Consider the following 17,250-nt stretch of genomic DNA (forward strand, 5'->3'; position numbering starts at 1 on the left):
TTGAGCCTTCTGATCTCCTCCTGCTCGGGAGTTAGCTTCCCATTGCCTCGAAAAGCCTGGCCGTCATCTCTGCGATGTTCCCTTATCCAGCGGCCCAGCATATTGGGGGTAATCCCAAGGCTTCGAGCAGCATCGGTTTGACTGTAGCCTTGATCCAGAACCAGGCTGATGGCATCCAATTTAAATTCTTTTGAGTACTTCTTTCGTGTGGTCAATTTCTTCATCTCCAGTTAGGGGTATTATCCTTAACTGGGTTGGTCTGTTCTATTAGGCCACGTCAGCTGTTTCTTAACAGGGTTCGGTTGAGGAGTTATTGAGGGACAAATTATTAATCCAGGATGTAACATAGCGCTTGAGGGGCTGAACTGCCAAGGCAGCCCCCCCTATGATCTTGCATAGGATATCTCTTGATGCCCCCTTTGTTGGGGCTCATGGTTAATAACCCCTCCTATAACACAGCATTGAGCTATCAAGTTATGTTTTTCAACGGGAAATTCATGTCATGCATTTATGAATTCCCCTCACAATGCCTATTCATGCTCTCGGGCATTGGCAAATCACGCTTTGTGGATCAGCATTTAAACAAGGACATCTTTCATGCGTTTATTCTGTTATCTAATTTTCATGCTTACTTCTTTTTTAACTCAGGCTCAACTGAATATAGATCTACAAAAAGAGCTAATCGGCATGCAGACAAAAGATCAGGAAATAAGGGAACTGGCCGACCAAGAGTTGAGACGCATGATCGGCCACGAGGAGGAGAACAATCTTTCGGTAGCACTGCAGCAAGAGATGCTCAGCATAGATCAGAAAAACACCAGAAGACTAAAGGAAATCATTAAGCAGCATGGGTGGCCCGGCAAGGAATTGGTCGGTGAAACAGGCATAACGGCGATCTTCCTGATTGTTCAGCACTCTCCCGATAGCGACTTCCAGGCATCTATGCTGCCCCTACTAACCGCCTCCTTTGAAAAAGGAGAAGGAATAACAGGTCAGGACGTCGCCCTATTAACTGACCGGGTGCGGGTCACTAAAGGACAATATCAGCTATATGGCACTCAGCTTGAAATCATCCAAGGTAAATTGGTTTTTTTACCCATCGAAGATGAAGACAATGTAGACTTTCGCCGTGCAAAAATGGATATGATGCCGCTGGACGAGTATCGGAGACTTGTTGAAGAGCACTACCAGAAAACCGGACATTAATCCTGCCCCAGGAGTGCAAAAAGGGTCAGAAATCTCTCCCTGACCCTTGCTGATTTAACCTCAGGTAGCCACCGCAACCCGCACGGCTTCAAGCTGCAATTGAGATTTCTTGAGCGCAGCTTCCAGTTCTGAAGCCCGGTCACGCAAGAACTCAATCTCTTCCTGACGGATATTCGGATTGACCTTGGCCAAGGCCTCCATACGAGCGATTTCCGCACCGGTCTGAGACTGCATCGCTTCGATGGCACTCTTGATCAGAGCGTCCTGTCTCGGCAATACATTATTCTGAGCTTTGTCCAGCATGGATTCCAGTTGATCCCTGGCATGACGCACCAGGTCCTGAGCATTTCTCCGGGGGACTTTTTCTCCCAGCTGGTCCAGATGCTCCACCTGAAGCACCTGCCCCAGGTCATTGCCATGACTGTCCACCACGGTACGCTCCATTGCCTGCCCGACAAAACGCTCTATCTGCAACGCTTTGGGGGCCGGGCAACGCAGGCGATATATCGCTTCAAGCAGCAATGTTCCCGGTTGAATAGGCGGCAGCTTCAGCGTACAGACACTGGTGTTGCCGAATTCGCTCTCCAGAATCATTTCCATCACCCCCGTCGTCATGGGATGTTCCCAGGTCAGGTAGTGAATGTCATCTCGCGCCAGCGCGGCCTGTCTTTCGAAAGTGGCCGTCATGCCGTCTTCCGGCAAACCAGGAAAATGTGCGCTGTGCATGTGATCCCCTGGACGAAGCACAATGGCATCTTCACTCTGGGGTTCATGGTCTACGCCGAACAAGTCGAATACTTTTTCCAGGTAAGGCTTCAGATCAAAATCAAACTCATGAGCCTCTATGCCTTCGATAATCTTGTTGGCCGTGTCCGGGTGACAGGAATTCAGCTCAAGCAGAGGATCTCTCCCCTCCTGTAAAGCTTTGACCATAGCGTCACTGAATTCGCGGGTGTTGGATACCAACGTATCCAATTGCTTCTGCTCATGGGAAATCAGGCACTCATGGAGTTCCTCGGCAAATTGCTGATACACCTTCTGGCCGGCAGCAAAAGGTCGCTCAAACGCATGAATACCCTCATGGTACCAACGCAGCAGGACTTCCTGGGCGCTGTCTTCATAATAGGGGACGTGTATTTCCACATCGTGTTGCTGCCCGATCCGATCCAGACGACCGATACGCTGTTCCAGCAGATCAGGATTTAACGGCAGGTCGAAGAACACCAGGTTTTTGGCAAACTGGAAATTACGGCCTTCACTGCCGATTTCAGAGCAGACCAGCACCTGAGCACCCTCGATCTGATCGGCGAAATAAGCACCAGCCCGATCACGCTCCAGCAGAGACATGCCTTCATGGAATACCGCTGAGCGCACACCACCCCGCAAATTCAGATGCACTTCAAGATCCATTGCCGTTTCGGCCTGGGCACAGATAATCAAGGTCTTCTCTGTGCGGCGTGTTTTCAGCCATTCGAGCAACCAGGGAATTCGGGAGTCCTGGGCGATCCAGTCTTCACCAAGAATTTGCTCCGGTTGCAGCAGAGCCAACACATCCTCTGTCGTGTCCAGTGCATAGGTGTCAGGAGATTCCAGCGGCCAGGTAACCAGTTTCCGCTCTGGAAAGCCTCTGACCGCATGACGCGTGTTACGAAATAGAACGCGACCGGTGCCATGACGGTCCAACAGGGATTTCACGGCTTTGAAAATCACCTCCTGCACCTCATCATCTTCAGCCGTCTCCAATTCCTGAAGCAGTGTATCCAGAGATTCTTCCCCTATAGTCTCCTTCAGTTGATCCTGCAGTTCGCCTGCCTGCCTTAGCGCTGCCACTCCGTCATCTGACATTAATTGCTGTATCAAATGATTGATCGGCGCGTAACCTTGTTCTTCCTCAATAAACTTATCCAGATCCGGATAACGATCAGGATCCAGCAATCGCAGACGGGCAAAATGGCTGGCGACGCCAAGCTGCTCCGGCGTGGCTGTCAGCAACAGCAATCCGGCACTCTTGCGGGCGATGGCCTCGATACGCTCATAAGCCGCACTGGCAGCTTCAACACTCCATTCCAGGTGATGGGCTTCATCCACCACCAGCATGTCCCAATTGGCCGCTTCTGCCTGGGTAAAACGTTTCTCGTGCTGTTCAAGTAGGCCGAGACTGCAAATAATACATTGCGCCGATTCAAACGGATTCTGACCATCATTGGACTCTTCCAGTGCCTGGCAGCGTTCTTCATCGAGAATGGTGAAGCTCAGGTTGAAACGCCGCAGCATTTCCACCAACCACTGGTGCACCAGGCTTTCGGGAACCACAATCAGCACTCGATTGGCTCTGCCTGTCATCAATTGCTGGTGAATAATCAGACCCGCTTCTATGGTCTTACCCAGTCCGACCTCATCCGCCAGCAATACCCGGGGAGCGTGACGGCGGCCTACTTCGTTGGCGATATACAACTGGTGAGGCAATAACTGCACCCGCGGCCCCAGCAGCCCGCGAGCAGGGGATTGATACCACCCTCCCCAGTTTTTCAGAGTCTGGTAGCGCAGCTTGAAGCGGGAGTGCTTGTCCACCTGCCCTGCCAGCAGACGGTCTTTAGGACTGGAGAAATGTACGGCACTGTTAAGTTCCAACTCAGGAAGGTTGACCGTTTCACCGAGCATGTCTTCACATATATAGATGATGACCCCTTTGAGCTCCTCAACCCCAGTGACCCGATAAGGCAGATCGTCATGGTCATAAACCTTATCACCCACGTGATAGCGAACTCTGCTCAGTGGAGCATTATTGGCTGAATACACCCTTTCCTCGACTGCCGCCGGGAAGCTGATAGTGACTCGCCTGCTCTCAAACTTCACAATAATGCCGAGACCTAACTCAGGTTCAGTGTTGCTAATCCAACGTTGTCCGGGAATAAATTCTGGAAGACTCAAAATCGCGCTCGCCTATTTTTTGATTAAAACACGTACCGATTAGAACGTGTACTGACTAAAACAGTGTACTGGAAATAAGAATGTACCGATAAAAAGATGACAGACGGTAACTCCGGCATTAATACCGAAACTTCAATAGCCCGGTAAAGGCGGAAAACCATCAAGGTGCGTAGGATAAAAAGGTCATGTGCAAATGACAAATATTCAGCAGAAAATTACACAACTTTCTGCTGAATAAAGTGAGAAACCCAAAAAAATGATTAGATCAGAGTTGTCGCCAGGTCTGACGATAAGTACGGTCAGCACTGTCCTTGAATTGCAAAACCAGGAAGTTTTCCTGCCGCTCAAGAGTGACAGGTATCGCCTGACCGGTAATTTCCACTGCCGGGCTACCCTCTTCGAACAGCAGATACCATTGCTCACTTTCCAGATAAAGCCGGCCACTGCCAATAAGGGAATCATTCAGAGAGGATGAACCTTCCGGGTGAATATCCAAAAACATCTGGTACTGATGATTTCCCAGCGGAAAGAGGTCCATGCTGCCGACCAGGTCATACTGCCGGTCTCCCAGGGAAAAGACTTCCAGCCGAAAGGCTCCGGAAGTATCCAGCAACCAGGCTTCCAACCCCCCGATTTCCGGTAGCGTGCCCCCCGAATAAGAGGATTCTGCGGATATTCCCGCTGCCGGCGCAGGTAATTGTTCAAAACTTGAGATGGGGTCAACAGCTGTCTTGGGCAGAAAATACAGCCCCACTCCCGCCAGAAGCAGAACAGCGGTCTGAGGACTGAAGTTAACGTGAATCCCGGTAGCGCGAGCCTCACCACTGCTGTTTGCCAGCATGCCACCGAAGAACAATCCGATTCCGCTCAGAACCAGCGCGACGCTGGCAATTAAAATGACTGCAGTTAAGGTCGTGTCCATAGTCACTCCTCTGGGGGGACTATGATGCTTCATTGCCGGACTGCTAACGCCGAAACACCTTATAAGCCCCTATCATTTTTATTATTGGTCAGGGTGTGCAGACGTTTCGGCATCATCACACCCCGAGGAACACATTGACTATAAACTAGTCCTTTTTGTGACGCAGTTCAAAGCTTTTTTAAAACAGAACAGACTCTTGAATCTGCCATGATGCGGTCTGTCAGGCCGCCACCGTCGGGATGAGCACATCATCCAGACCATGCTTGCGACGAGCCCGAAGACATGCCTCGGATCCCGCCTCAAATTCTCGACAGGTGCTGGATCGCTGTTCGTAAATATTACATCGGATATCACCACCTATCTCTCCCTCCAGTGCGACACACCGGGTAGCTGACTGATTTGTCCCCTTCATCGCGACCAGGGATGGAGAAATTTTCTCCGTCAGTTCCGAGGGAACGCTTCCGCCAGCAAAAGGATCGGCTTCAGCCCAATAGAAAGACACTCGAAATGCGGCACAACAAGCGCCACAGCTAATACAGGGGTTCATAACACTCCTTGCCCTACACAACAGTGCACAACAACCAGCGCTTCCTGGGTTGGCAGTTATCAAACAGCACCACCAACCCGCCACCTCTCCACAATACGATGGAAAGGCAATCGGTGAGCTCCCCGGCTAAGAAGCGGCGGTACATAACCTGGTTAAAGAAACCTGTACCTGGAATGAGGCAGGACGCCCCGGCACAGGACGAGTAATTATCTCACCAGTTAAGCGTTTTGGGAATATTCGTTTATAATCCAGAACCTCATGCACCTTTAACCTGCCAGAAAGATTAATGTCCTATCCCGTTCCTGAAACACCTCTAGAGTCACTATACGAGATAAAGAAAAGCAAATTTCTCGCCCGTGCAGGCTATGCCGGAACGCGGGAAGAGGCAATGGCATTTCTGGATCAGGTAAAACAGGATTACCCGGATGCCCGCCATCACTGTTGGGCATATATCCTTGGAAACCCAAGATCCCCGTCCAGCGTAGCCATGTCCGATGACGGAGAGCCTGGAGGTACTGCGGGCAAACCCATACTGAATGTTCTCCAGCATAAAGATGTCGGCGATATCATGATGGTCGTCACCCGTTATTTCGGCGGCATTAAACTGGGTGCAGGCGGATTGGTCAGAGCCTACTCTGCTTCAGCCCAGCAGACCATGGAGCAACTCGCAACTGTTGAACAGATTTCTCTGACACCGACACAAGTCACTTGCGACTTCAAATACGAACAGTTGATCAGGCTTTGGGTCGACGAACACCAGGGTGTCATCAGCGATGTAAACTACAGCCAGGAGGTGGACATTCATCTCATGTTGCCTGAAGAACACTTAATCGCTCTGGAAGAGTTTTTGGCAGGACTGGGAGCCAAGATTGCCAAGGAGAGTCCGGTTTCCTGAGCGGACAAGTTATATAAGCGCTGTTTTAGGCATGGCCTTTCGACTTTTTTTCGCATAGCCTTTTCAGCCATAGCAATTTCAACCATAGCAAAGGATCATAATATGCTGCGTAGGATCTTTATTCCCGTTATCGCATCGACTTTCATTTTGAGCGGCTGTCAGAACACGGAACAATACACTCAGTCTGCCCTCACGCTTGGGCAGGGAGTCCTCCAGGCCACAACATTGAGCGAAGGCCAGGTGATCGAAGCCTCGGCCGCAGCAGCCGCTGAAATGGACAAAAAGAACAAAGTCGCCCCGGCCAACAGCAGTTATGCCAAGCGGCTGGCAAATATGACCAAAGGGCAATCGTCTATCAATGGCATCACCCTGAACTATAAAGTGTACCTATCAGAACAGATCAATGCCTTCGCCATGGCGGATGGCACTGTGCGGGTGTATTCAGGGTTGATGGATGTTATGCCGGATGATCAGGTCCTTGCAGTAATGCAGCATGAGATCGGGCACGTTGCCTTGAGACACAGCTACAACCAAATGCGGGAAAGACTGCTGACCGATACCGCGTTCCAGACTGTCGCGTCAGTTGGTGGCACCATCGGAGACCTGACTCAGTCGCAACTGGGTCAACTGGCTCATGCAGCGGTCAATGCCCGCTTCTCTCAAAGTGACGAACATGAGGCAGATACCTACGCGGTAAAATCGTTGAAGAAACTCGGCCGCGACCCCTACGCGATGAAACGCTCAATCCAGACTTTACAATCCAAATCCGGCGGTGGCGATGGAGGCTTTTTAAGTTCACACCCGTCAAACTCTGACCGCTTGGCCAATATACAGAAAACCATTGATTCTCTTTGAGATCTGAAACGCTTCTAGCGTTCACCGGACAGGCATCCTCCCCAGGATTCGCCTTGTCCGGCGATCTCCTCAGCAACAACAACTAACAACCAGACACCATGTAACGACTGGCCAACCTGCCGGCAATTTCACACCTGGGTATACACAATGTCAGACTTACTATTAACCCTGGCAAATAGGCCAGGGACAGCCAGAATACTAAAAACCCTGGGACTTCCCTCGCCTACCAGACTGACCAGGGAAAACGGCGGCTTTGCTCCCAAACCTCTGAATGAACTGCGAACATTACTTTTATCTCCTGAAGGCTCGCCCTGCCAGGAGGAGCTGATAAGGATATTGTCCAACGCCGGCGCTGACCAGGAAAGTCGTAGCCCTTTGGAAGCCTACGAAGAAGAGACCAGCCAGGGCAGGTTTCAGGTCATTGTGTACGACGGAACCATGATCAGGGAGGTTTCCCACTATCGGTCTCTGTACGACCATTTTCACCGTCTTACGAATAGACTTTCACACAATGCCAAAGTCGTTCTCCTGGCAAGGGATTTCACTTCTGAAACTGATCCTGAGCTGGCCGCATTGTCACGTGGAGTGGAAGGGTTTACCAAATCTCTCGCCAAAGAGATCGGCAAAAAAGGCTCGACCGCCAACCTCATTTATGTCAATCAAGGAACGGACTCACACCTGGAAATGCCCCTCCGATTCCTGTGCAGCCACCACTCCGCCTTTATCAGTGGCCAGGCACTACGACTCAACAATCAGCTCGCACAACCAGATGCTCTGCCACTCACCAATACCCTGTCCGGAAAAATGGCACTGGTCACAGGGTGCGCCGGGGGGATTGGAGCAGAAACCGCCCACCGACTTTCCCAGGAAGGTTGTCAGGTGATCTGCCTGGATATTCCGGCGGTTGAAGACTCCCTTAATCATCTGGCCAATGAAATTAATGGTATTCCTCTCCCTCTGGATATTACTCAGCCGGATGCAATAGAAACACTATCCAGCTTTATCAGGCAACACTCTGATGGATTGGATGTTATAGTGCATAACGCAGGAATTACGCGGGATAAATCCCTTGCCAAAATGCCGGCGCATTATTGGGATTCTGTTATTTCCGTGAATCTGGCCGCCATCCTAAAAATTGATCAACATCTCATCAAAGAAAAACTGATAAAGCCTGAAGGCAGAATCATCTGCCTCTCCTCCATCAGCGGAATCGCAGGAAATTTCGGTCAGAGTAATTATGCGACAACCAAGGCTGCGCTAATGGGTTATGCAAAAGCCCAGGCTCAAGCCCTCATCGCAGAGGGAATCACCGTCAACGCCATCGCACCGGGATTTATTGAAACCAATATGACGGCCGCCATGCCCGTACTAACCCGCGAAGCAGGCCGTAGACTGAATGCCCTGTCTCAGGGCGGACCGCCTCGGGATGTCGCAGAAGCTATTGCATTTATGGCCTCCCCAGGCGCATACGGTGTCACAGGTCAAACGCTGCGAGTATGCGGCCTGGGCATCATGGGCGCTTAATCTTCATCAGAAAAATAGAGAGCCAACACCAACTTGGCAATAAAGTTGCTTCTCCGGTTCACAAGTTGTCGGCGGGGACATTTCGGTGATCCCAAAACACCCGCTGACTGGTTGAGGCCTGCTTGCACTCTGCTTGTATATAGATTTCTGCCTGTATATTGATTGCTGACCCCGTTGTTCGGCAATGAAAGCATGAATAGTGCATGTCGGCCCTGAGAGAGATCCTCTACAACCGGAGTATTTTATGTTTTCAAGTTGGAGGAAAACCCTGGCGATCATTGAAGGCTGTGGGTTGGTGTCTTTGGGTTTATTCTTTCTTAACAGCGCTCACCTATTGGTCAGCGGAGTGGCGGGCTGGTCAATCATTTTGACCCATTGGCTGCCTTTAAGTTTCGGCACGACGTTCTTTCTTCTGAACTGCCCCTTTTTTCTACTCTCCTGGTTCGTACTGGGAAGACGATTCACCTTTACCTCATTATGCTCGATAGCGTTTGTCAGCGCCCTGACCGACAGCCTGCTCGCTATTATGTCGGTAGCCACCCTTCCACAATGGTTGGCAGGCATTATCGCCGGCGGATTGATCGGGGCAGGGCTCACCTGGATCATGCGCCATGGTGCATCACTGGGCGGGGTCAACATTGTTGCCGTCTGGGCTGAACATCGCTATGACCTGCATGCAGGACAAACCCTGTTTGCAGCCGATTGCATTGTCGTTCTTCTGGGAGCCTGGGTATTCAACTCGTGGGAACTGATCTGGTCATTACTCTGCTTTGCTGTTCTTAGCTGGACGGTCGGGCGATATCACGAAAAATCACCACTTGGGAGACAGCATCCCGGCGCTTCGACCATATCAACCAATCCAGACGCAACGCCCCGCCCATTTCAATAGACTACATCAGAATTACAGGGTTGACGTTTACTCCTCGAGATTCAGTCGTTGATGCCAATCAGCAATAGATTCATCAGGATATTTGTCAAACTGACGGTCGCTGGAGCCCAAGGCAGGCTCCACCCAGTTGGCTTTATATTTCACCATTAAATGCGTTTTCTCCGGCGGTATCGGCAGATCACTGTCTATCGCCGAGGCAAATGGGTGAACCAACTCCGGCCAGCGAGAATCCCACACCCACAATGCGCTGCCACAATGCTGACAAAAATGTCTGCGTGCCGGGCTTTGCTCCCTGTCATTGAGCTTTACCTGATAAACACTCATATGTTCTTTACCCTGAACCTCAAGCGTTTCATAATCGCCACTGAGGTTAATAGCATATCCTCCGCCACCTCCGGTTTTGCGGCAAATAGAGCAATAACAGAGATTAAAGGGATAAGGATGTTTTGATTGCAGGGTAAACCTGACTTTCTGACAATGACAAGATCCTTCCAACTGCATAGCAGCCTCCATAATCGCCACCAACCTGGCATTTCAGGTAGAAGGCCTGGGAAATTTATGATGACGATATCACGCGAGTCTTTTCCTGAGCACCCGACACAGGATCATCAATAGCCGCGGCCCCAATAGCGCTATCCCGAGTATCCTTCCACTCCGGGGGACCGAACAAAAGCTTCAGTCGGCATTGCAGTGATATTTTTTTGGCGAATGCATCTTGAAACATATCCAGCCACTCATGAAAACTCAACCGTAACGGATTATGTGTATGTATTTGCCTAACAATACCGTATTCACAAGGTACCTGCTCTGATTCTTCAACGAAAGTGCCGAACAACCTGTCCCAGATAATCAATGTACCGCCAAAGTTTTTATCGATGTATTGTTCGTTGCGTGCATGATGAACCCGATGGTGGGAGGGCGTATTGAAAACGTACTCAACCAAGCCCAGACGACCCACCACCTGGGTATGAATAAAGAATTGGTAAGCCAGACTGAGCATGACAATCGCAACGGTCTGTTCGGGAGAAAACCCCAGAATCAGCAATGGCAACCAAAACACCCACATTCCTGATACCGGATACATCAGACTCTGACGAAAAGCTGTCGACAGATTCAGGTGCTCCGAGGAATGGTGGACGACATGAGCAGCCCAGCACCAGCGTATACGGTGATGCGCCCTGTGAAACCAGTAATACAGAAAGTCCTGAGCCACAAAAAGCAACAGGAAACTCCACCAGGCATCGGGGATATCAAAGATCCTGTAATCAAAAGCAAACTGGTAGATCGTAATGATTCCTACAGCAGTCAAGGCATCAGTGCCCTGGTGCATTAACGCCAGACAGGCATTCGAGACAGCGTCTCTCCAGCTATAGGTCGCCAAGGGGTAGCGTGACTCCTTACCGCGTAAATAGATGGCTTCCAGGATAATCAGACTGATAAATACCGGCCCTAATGCCAGCAGGATGAATTGGCTGTCAAAGTTCATTTTTTACGACCAACCGTTATTATTGTTTTAAGAAATATCCATCAAACAAAGATTAACACAGTTCAGACAACGTCCCTGAAACCTGCAATGAAATTGGCGCGGATTTCATGCATTATGTCGCAGCAGCACAAACCTCCGCATTTCAATGAAGGTTTATTGTGACGTTTGTCGCTATAATTTAACGACACCAAGGAATGTAAATGCCTGCCGTTGTCATTTCAGAGCCTTGAACCGCCTATAACGCACTCACCAACATACGACTGCACCCTTGGCGGTATTGGTTCCTGCTCCCGGGTACAAATTCACCCGGAAAGAAGACAGCATCATTTCACAGGCGATACACACATCCGGGTCGTAGCATGTAATGACCGGAACTCAACCTGAACGAGACGACAGCATGGGTGAAATCAACGAACTATTCAAAGCGGAACCTGAAGCCTCTCCTACCCCAATGGTCGGAAAGCTGGTAAAGGTTGATGACGAAGGAAGAGCCATTGTCGACTTCAAGGGAAACACTCAGGGAGCGTTAGTTGCACGCACAACGATTACCATCCCCCCGAGTCAGGCAATTGAAGGCCAGCGCTTGATGCTGGTATTTGAAGATAACCAATATGATCAACCAGTGATCATCGGCATCGTCAGCGATCGTCTGGTCGCAAACGCAGATCAAACGGTCACCCTGCCAAACGGTGTGCCAGATGCAGCCGTCATCGACGGCAAAAAAGTCCGCTTTGACGCAAAGCAGGAAATCCAGCTGGTTTGCGGTAAGAGCAGTATTTTGCTGCGCGCAGACGGCAAAGTGGTCATCAAAGGAAAGAATATTCTTAATCGCGCCCAGGAAAGTAATAAAATCAAGGGCGCGAGAGTCGGTATCAACTAATCGGGAGATCATTACATGGGAGTTACTGTTGGTGTAAACCAGATGTCAGTCGTTCACAAGGATAGCGGCGGCGTCACCATTGCCTTTCCAGACGTATGCAAAACGCCGACTCCTGGTGGTCCTGTCCCCATCCCTTACCCCAATATTGCCATGTCCTCCGACACGGCCAAAGGCACAAAAAAGGTCAAGTGTGATGGCAACCCGGTCTGTGTCAAAGACTCAAACTTCAAGACGAGTACCGGGGATGAAGCCGGCACCGCAGGTGGCGGTGTGGCAAGTTCAAAAACCAAGGGTAAAGCGGAATTCGTGCTGTATTCATTTGATGTGAAGTTCGAAGGCAAAAACGTACCCCGGGCATTTGACATCATGCTGCACAATGACAAAAACACGCCACCGTTCCCGGTATTACAGGCACCAATCATTTCCATTCCCTCGATGGAATCTATAAAGTGTATTATCTGCGATAAAACTCTTTAAATCCGGGGATATCATACCATTACATGTCGCATCCAGAGATAGACAATCGAACACCATTTGTCGCGGAAGCCATACCTCATAACGACGAAAACTTTCGGCCGGTATACACAGTCCTGCTGAAAGCCACTTACGATATTATCGACACAGCACAACTGCGACTAGCAGAGGAACAGGCCCCTCTGATTCTTGCCGGTGAATATTATGGTGATCCGGAAACTACCAGCCTTAAATATGAGCCGGAATGTACCCTGACCAAGCTGGGCACTGATGTGGTCCTGGTAGGACATGCCTACCCAGAATCCCCCCAGCACCGGCAGACCAAAGTCGGTATCCGCCTGGGTTCATTGCAGAAAACCGCCATAGTGTTTGGAGACAGAGTCTGGGAAAACCGGTCAAACCCAACCGCCAGCCTGCCCCAGCCATTCGACAAAATGCCCTTGTGTTGGGAAAACGCATTTGGCGGCCGCGATCTGCGCGTGGTCGAGCCTGATCTCCCCAGCTTTGAAGCACGCAACCCTGTTGGCAAAGGCTATGCAGACAAAAAACTTGGGCTGCCCGACAATCTCCTGCTGCCCAATATCGAAGACCCAAATCACCTGATACAGGACTGGAAAGACAGACCAGCTCCATGCGGTTTTGGTTTTGTATCGCCACACTGGCAACCACGCTGTCAGTACGCCGGCACCTATGACGAACAATGGGACGCCAATCGCAAGCCTTTGCTTCCCACTGACTTCAATCGACGCTTTTTCAGTGCGGCAGATTCAGCTCTTCAGGCTCAGGGGTATCTGCAGGGCAATGAAGAGGTGATTATCGTCAACGCCTCCGAAAGAGGCAGGCTTGCGTTTCAGCTGCCGGGCGTCCCCAATCCAGCCTTTCAGATGAAGTTTCACCGAAATGATGAAATTGTGGCTGGCACCAATCTGGATACGGTCATTGTTAATACCGATAACCACCAGCTCATCATGTTCTGGCGAGCCATCGTACCCAGTCCGGGCGGCCACCTGGACCTGGCTGAACTCAATATCAAAATACCTGGCGTCCAGGTATTACAACCCAAGAAGAAGGGCGAATAATACATGGCGGTTTCATTGTCTCAGTTTTATCAGGAGCTCTACGCTGAACACCTGGAGGAAGCAGCCTATCTTTATGAGTGCCTGACGCCATGGCGCCTGGACCCGGAAGGCTCCTGGCAGGATTGCCTTGACCTTGAAGAAAGATTCGAGGCCCACCTGGATGCCTTGGTCATCGGCGGGAAAACAGCCCGCACATTCTTGATGGATACACTTGAAGATGCAGACCCCGGCACCCTGTTCACCATCACCTGTGTACTGTGTCGCCACAAAGATGCAGCCGCCATAGGACAAATATGGGAAACACTGATCGGGGACCCCGAAGAAAAAAGCGCCGGGTCATCTGAGGACAAGCAGGACGAGGAAGAACAGGAAGAAGAACCTGACGAAGAATTGATTGCCAAACTTCAGGCGATCAGTCTGGCATTGCGCCAAGAGTATCCGACCAAATGGCGTCCCAGACTCGCCAAGCTGTTGAACACCCAGCACCGGAACCTGCTGCCGATCATTGCTGAAACCGCCTGCGAGAATGACTCCATAGATCTTCAAAGCGCCGCCAATCTCCTCGCCAATACACCGTCCTGGCACCGGCCAAAGGCTATACGCCTGCTTGGGGACAGTGGACAACCGGAAATGATCGATCTCATCTCTCCCCTACTCCGGCATGAAAACATTGATCTTCGAAAAGAAGCCGCAATTGCTCTACTGAAGCTCGGCAGCCCCGAGGTTCTGCCACTGTTGCAGAACGATATTGAAAGCTACGCGTTACCGCTGGCACTGGCAGGAGACCATGCATCGATCACAAAGCTGATTGAAAACCTGAAACCGGAAGAAGCGACGGAAGAACAACTCTACGCGCTCGGACTTTCCGGCGAACTCAGTGCAGTCAAACCTCTGGTATTGGCAATGTACAATGAAGAACTCGCCCCTGCTGCGGCGACGGCATGCCAACTAATCCTGGGCGCCAATCTATATGGTGACGTGTTCATCAAGGAAGAATTCGCAGAAGAGGATCTGTTTCCTGAAGAACTGGAGTCATTCCAGAAAGGCGAATCCCCCAAGCATCCTGCCGGCCAGGACTACGGCGAAAACATGGAAATCATTAACCCCGACCCTGAAGTGTGGCGCAACTGGCTCCGCGAAAACCGCGGAGGCTTTGATATCCAGCAATGCTATGTTCTGGGCCACCCTCAATCCAAACAGGCTCTGGTATCCGCTTTGGGCTTTGCCAGATTACCGCCTGCCCTTCGCCAGGGTATTGCTGATAGACTTGCCATTCATCACAAAATTTCTTTGAAGAGTTTTTCTATCACAGACCCGGTTCGCCGGCAGTTACGCTGGCTGACCTCCATCTCGGCTTGAGGGCCTTATTTCGCAAGCTTTGTTCGTTAAACCGGGCCCGCAAGCACTTCTGAACTGCCCCCTCAAACACTCCCGGTGACAGTGACTTCAATAATAATGAGCGATCTGTCACTGTACTGTCATAAAGTTGTCGCCTAATATTAGCAGAATACGTTACTCACTGGACTAGACCACTCATTAACTACGGTCCCATATCACTTGACCTCAAACAGCCCGACAACAGACCGTAATGGCAACCATTATCGCCACCTGGAACAACACTTCCGTTATTTGATTCATCAAAAAGCGTTGCAGCCAGGCGACAAACTCCCTTCAGAAAGGGAAATCGGTGAGCAGTTCCGGCTCACACGCATAACGGTCCGGCAAGCTTTGCAAACACTGGAAGCCCAGGGGCTGATATATCGCCAGAATCGCCGTGGATGGTTTGTATCCCCTCCCGCGGTTGCCTACAACCCGGCTCAGCGAAAAAGCTTTATTGAGTATGTATCGAAGCAGGGACTATTCCCTCATACCGAACTGATCAGTCAGGAGATCATATCCGCTGATCAACAGCTTGCGGCACAAATGCAGACCCAAAAAGGCACTCCATTGTTGAAGCTGCACCGGCGCCGATCCATAGAAGGCCGCCCGGTCCTGATCGAGCATATGATTCTGAACGTCGATTTATTGTCAGGGATAGAAAAAGAGGATCTTTCCCAATCCCTGACACGTATGTTGCCCAAGTTCGGTCAAACCTACCATGCAATGGATCTCACGTTTAAATCCACCGCCCTACCCAATTCAGCAGCTGCCGATTTAGGTATAGCAACCGGCCTCCCCGGCCTTCAGATTGAGCGCATCAACTATAATGAAGCCGGTGAGATACTTGAGATTGATTACGAATACTGGCGGCACGACGCAGTCATTATTCAGGTTGGTATTCACGGCCAGTAAACAGACACCCTGTCAGCTTAAAAAAGACACTCCCTCCTATTTCGTCTCCAATTCATAAAAACGTCACAGTTTTGCAATATTTAGGTTTTAGTCTCTAAGTTAAATCTGGTATAGACCAGATATACAACCGCAAAACATCATCCGAGGAGACCCCAGAATGAAACTTAAAGCTGTTGTTAAGCGTCTAGCCGTTCTTGTGAGCGCAGCCGTTTGTTCGTTGTCCGCTTATGCTTCACAGACTGAGTTGACGGTTTACACCGCTATTGAAGCGGAAGACCTGAAAAAATATGCCGCCCGCTTCAACGAAGACCACCCGGATATCAAGATCAATTGGGTACGTGACTCCACCGGTATCATTACTGCCAAACTGCTGGCAGAGAAAGAAAACCCACAGGCAGATGTGGTTTGGGGCCTGGCAGCCACCAGCCTGATGCTGCTGGACGGCGAAAAGATGCTGCAGTCATACAAGCCAGAAGGCTACGACAAGCTATCCAGAAAATTCAGGGATAATCAGGCTGAGCCGGTCTGGACCGGCATGGATGCATGGATGGCGGCTGTTTGCTTCAATACTGTAGAAGCGGAAAAACTGGGGCTACCCAAACCAACCTCCTGGGAAGACCTGACCAAACCGATCTATCAAAACCATATCATCATGCCAAACCCGAATTCCTCCGGTACCGGTTTCCTCGACGTCAGCAGCTGGCTGCAATTATTCGGTGAAGAAAAAGGCTGGAAATATATGGAAGGCCTGCACCAAAACATCAGTCGTTACACTCACTCCGGTTCCAAGCCCTGCAAACTGGCTGCAGCAGGTGAAACTCCCATTGGTATTTCTTTCGCTTTCCGGGCAGCAAAATCCAAGAAAGCCGGCGCACCACTGGAAATCATCTTCCCGTCTGAAGGACTGGGCTGGGACATGGAAGCGACCGCTATCGTCAAAGGCACCAGGAAACTGGCAGCGGCACAGACGCTTGTTAACTGGACTGTCTCGCGCAAGGCCAATGAAACCTACAACGAAGGTTATGCAGTTGTTGCCATGCCGGGTATCGCCAAGCCAGTCGAATACTTCCCTGAGAATGCAGAAGATCTGATGATCGATAACGACTTCTCATGGGCTGCCGCCAACCGCGATAGAATTCTGGCAGAGTGGCAAAAGCGTTTTGACGGAAAAAGCGAAGCAAAATAATAAAGCAGAAAAATAATCAAGGTCTATTGGATACGCCCTGCTTCGGCGGGGCTGACAAGTTTCGGCCAGGATTCAGTTTTTCAC

General features: G+C 50.5%; 17 protein-coding genes. 11 read left to right on the forward strand and 6 right to left on the reverse strand.

Annotated elements, in window-relative coordinates:
* The coding region (locus tag F566_RS0118505; RefSeq protein WP_026179673.1) for a transposase at positions 1-215 on the reverse strand (215 nt) is incomplete at its 3' end.
* Between the two features lie 382 nt (positions 216-597).
* Between F566_RS0118505 and F566_RS0118510 the strand changes: the two genes are divergently transcribed.
* The gene (locus F566_RS0118510; protein ID WP_020408510.1) at positions 598-1,206 is read left to right on the forward strand and encodes a DUF6624 domain-containing protein; all 609 of its coding nucleotides are present in this window, start codon (positions 598-600) and stop codon (positions 1,204-1,206) included.
* Positions 1,207-1,266: 60 nt separating this feature from the next.
* Here F566_RS0118510 and rapA read toward each other — a convergent pair whose 3' ends face one another.
* From rapA to F566_RS0118525, 3 genes are all read right to left on the reverse strand, one after another.
* Positions 1,267-4,137 (reverse strand): RNA polymerase-associated protein RapA, encoded by a 2,871-nt coding sequence (gene rapA / locus F566_RS0118515; RefSeq protein ID WP_020408511.1) that lies wholly within the window; start codon positions 4,135-4,137, stop codon positions 1,267-1,269.
* Positions 4,138-4,402: 265 nt separating this feature from the next.
* Positions 4,403-5,059, reverse strand: coding sequence for a hypothetical protein (locus F566_RS0118520; RefSeq protein ID WP_020408512.1), 657 nt, complete (start codon positions 5,057-5,059; stop codon positions 4,403-4,405).
* Positions 5,060-5,279: 220 nt separating this feature from the next.
* Positions 5,280-5,606 carry a YkgJ family cysteine cluster protein gene (locus F566_RS0118525; RefSeq protein ID WP_020408513.1) on the reverse strand — a complete coding sequence of 109 codons (327 nt, stop codon included), beginning with the start codon at positions 5,604-5,606 and terminating at the stop codon, positions 5,280-5,282.
* 286 nt (positions 5,607-5,892) lie between these two features.
* Between F566_RS0118525 and F566_RS0118530 the strand changes: the two genes are divergently transcribed.
* The 4 genes from F566_RS0118530 to F566_RS0118550 all read left to right on the forward strand — a co-directional run bounded on the left by F566_RS0118530 (position 5,893) and on the right by F566_RS0118550 (position 9,769).
* Complete coding sequence (locus tag F566_RS0118530) at positions 5,893-6,501, forward strand: YigZ family protein (protein ID WP_020408514.1); 609 nt, start codon at positions 5,893-5,895, stop codon at positions 6,499-6,501.
* Positions 6,502-6,603: 102 nt separating this feature from the next.
* A complete protein-coding gene (locus F566_RS0118535; protein ID WP_020408515.1) occupies positions 6,604-7,356 on the forward strand; it encodes a M48 family metallopeptidase in 753 nt (250 codons plus the stop codon).
* Between the two features lie 147 nt (positions 7,357-7,503).
* The gene (locus tag F566_RS0118540; RefSeq protein WP_020408516.1) at positions 7,504-8,880 is read left to right on the forward strand and encodes a 3-oxoacyl-ACP reductase; all 1,377 of its coding nucleotides are present in this window, start codon (positions 7,504-7,506) and stop codon (positions 8,878-8,880) included.
* A 244-nt stretch (positions 8,881-9,124) separates the two neighbouring features.
* Positions 9,125-9,769 carry a YitT family protein gene (locus F566_RS0118550; protein WP_020408518.1) on the forward strand — a complete coding sequence of 215 codons (645 nt, stop codon included), beginning with the start codon at positions 9,125-9,127 and terminating at the stop codon, positions 9,767-9,769.
* A gap of 27 nt (positions 9,770-9,796) precedes the next feature.
* Here F566_RS0118550 and F566_RS0118555 read toward each other — a convergent pair whose 3' ends face one another.
* Both F566_RS0118555 and F566_RS0118560 read right to left on the reverse strand, forming a co-directional pair.
* Positions 9,797-10,270 (reverse strand): GFA family protein, encoded by a 474-nt coding sequence (locus F566_RS0118555; RefSeq protein ID WP_020408519.1) that lies wholly within the window; start codon positions 10,268-10,270, stop codon positions 9,797-9,799.
* A gap of 55 nt (positions 10,271-10,325) precedes the next feature.
* A complete protein-coding gene (locus F566_RS0118560; protein ID WP_020408520.1) occupies positions 10,326-11,255 on the reverse strand; it encodes a sterol desaturase family protein in 930 nt (309 codons plus the stop codon).
* 364 nt (positions 11,256-11,619) lie between these two features.
* Here F566_RS0118560 and F566_RS0118565 point away from each other — a divergent pair, with 364 nt between their 5' ends.
* From F566_RS0118565 to F566_RS0118590, 6 genes are all read left to right on the forward strand, one after another.
* Positions 11,620-12,135, forward strand: a complete 516-nt coding sequence (locus tag F566_RS0118565) for a DUF6484 domain-containing protein (protein WP_020408521.1) — start codon at positions 11,620-11,622, stop codon at positions 12,133-12,135.
* Between the two features lie 15 nt (positions 12,136-12,150).
* Entirely contained in the window at positions 12,151-12,612 is a 462-nt protein-coding gene (locus F566_RS0118570; protein WP_020408522.1) for a DUF4150 domain-containing protein, read from the forward strand.
* A gap of 23 nt (positions 12,613-12,635) precedes the next feature.
* A complete protein-coding gene (locus F566_RS33395) occupies positions 12,636-13,688 on the forward strand; it encodes a DUF2169 family type VI secretion system accessory protein (RefSeq protein ID WP_020408523.1) in 1,053 nt (350 codons plus the stop codon).
* A gap of 3 nt (positions 13,689-13,691) precedes the next feature.
* Positions 13,692-15,047 (forward strand): HEAT repeat domain-containing protein, encoded by a 1,356-nt coding sequence (locus tag F566_RS0118580; RefSeq protein WP_020408524.1) that lies wholly within the window; start codon positions 13,692-13,694, stop codon positions 15,045-15,047.
* A gap of 198 nt (positions 15,048-15,245) precedes the next feature.
* Complete coding sequence (phnR, locus tag F566_RS0118585; RefSeq protein WP_020408525.1) at positions 15,246-15,980, forward strand: phosphonate utilization transcriptional regulator PhnR; 735 nt, start codon at positions 15,246-15,248, stop codon at positions 15,978-15,980.
* Between the two features lie 157 nt (positions 15,981-16,137).
* Positions 16,138-17,166 (forward strand): putative 2-aminoethylphosphonate ABC transporter substrate-binding protein, encoded by a 1,029-nt coding sequence (locus F566_RS0118590; protein WP_020408526.1) that lies wholly within the window; start codon positions 16,138-16,140, stop codon positions 17,164-17,166.
* Positions 17,167-17,250 lie beyond the last annotated feature (84 nt).

The sequence above is a fragment of the Hahella ganghwensis DSM 17046 genome (assembly GCF_000376785.1).
GTDB lineage: Bacteria > Pseudomonadota > Gammaproteobacteria > Pseudomonadales > Oleiphilaceae > Hahella > Hahella ganghwensis.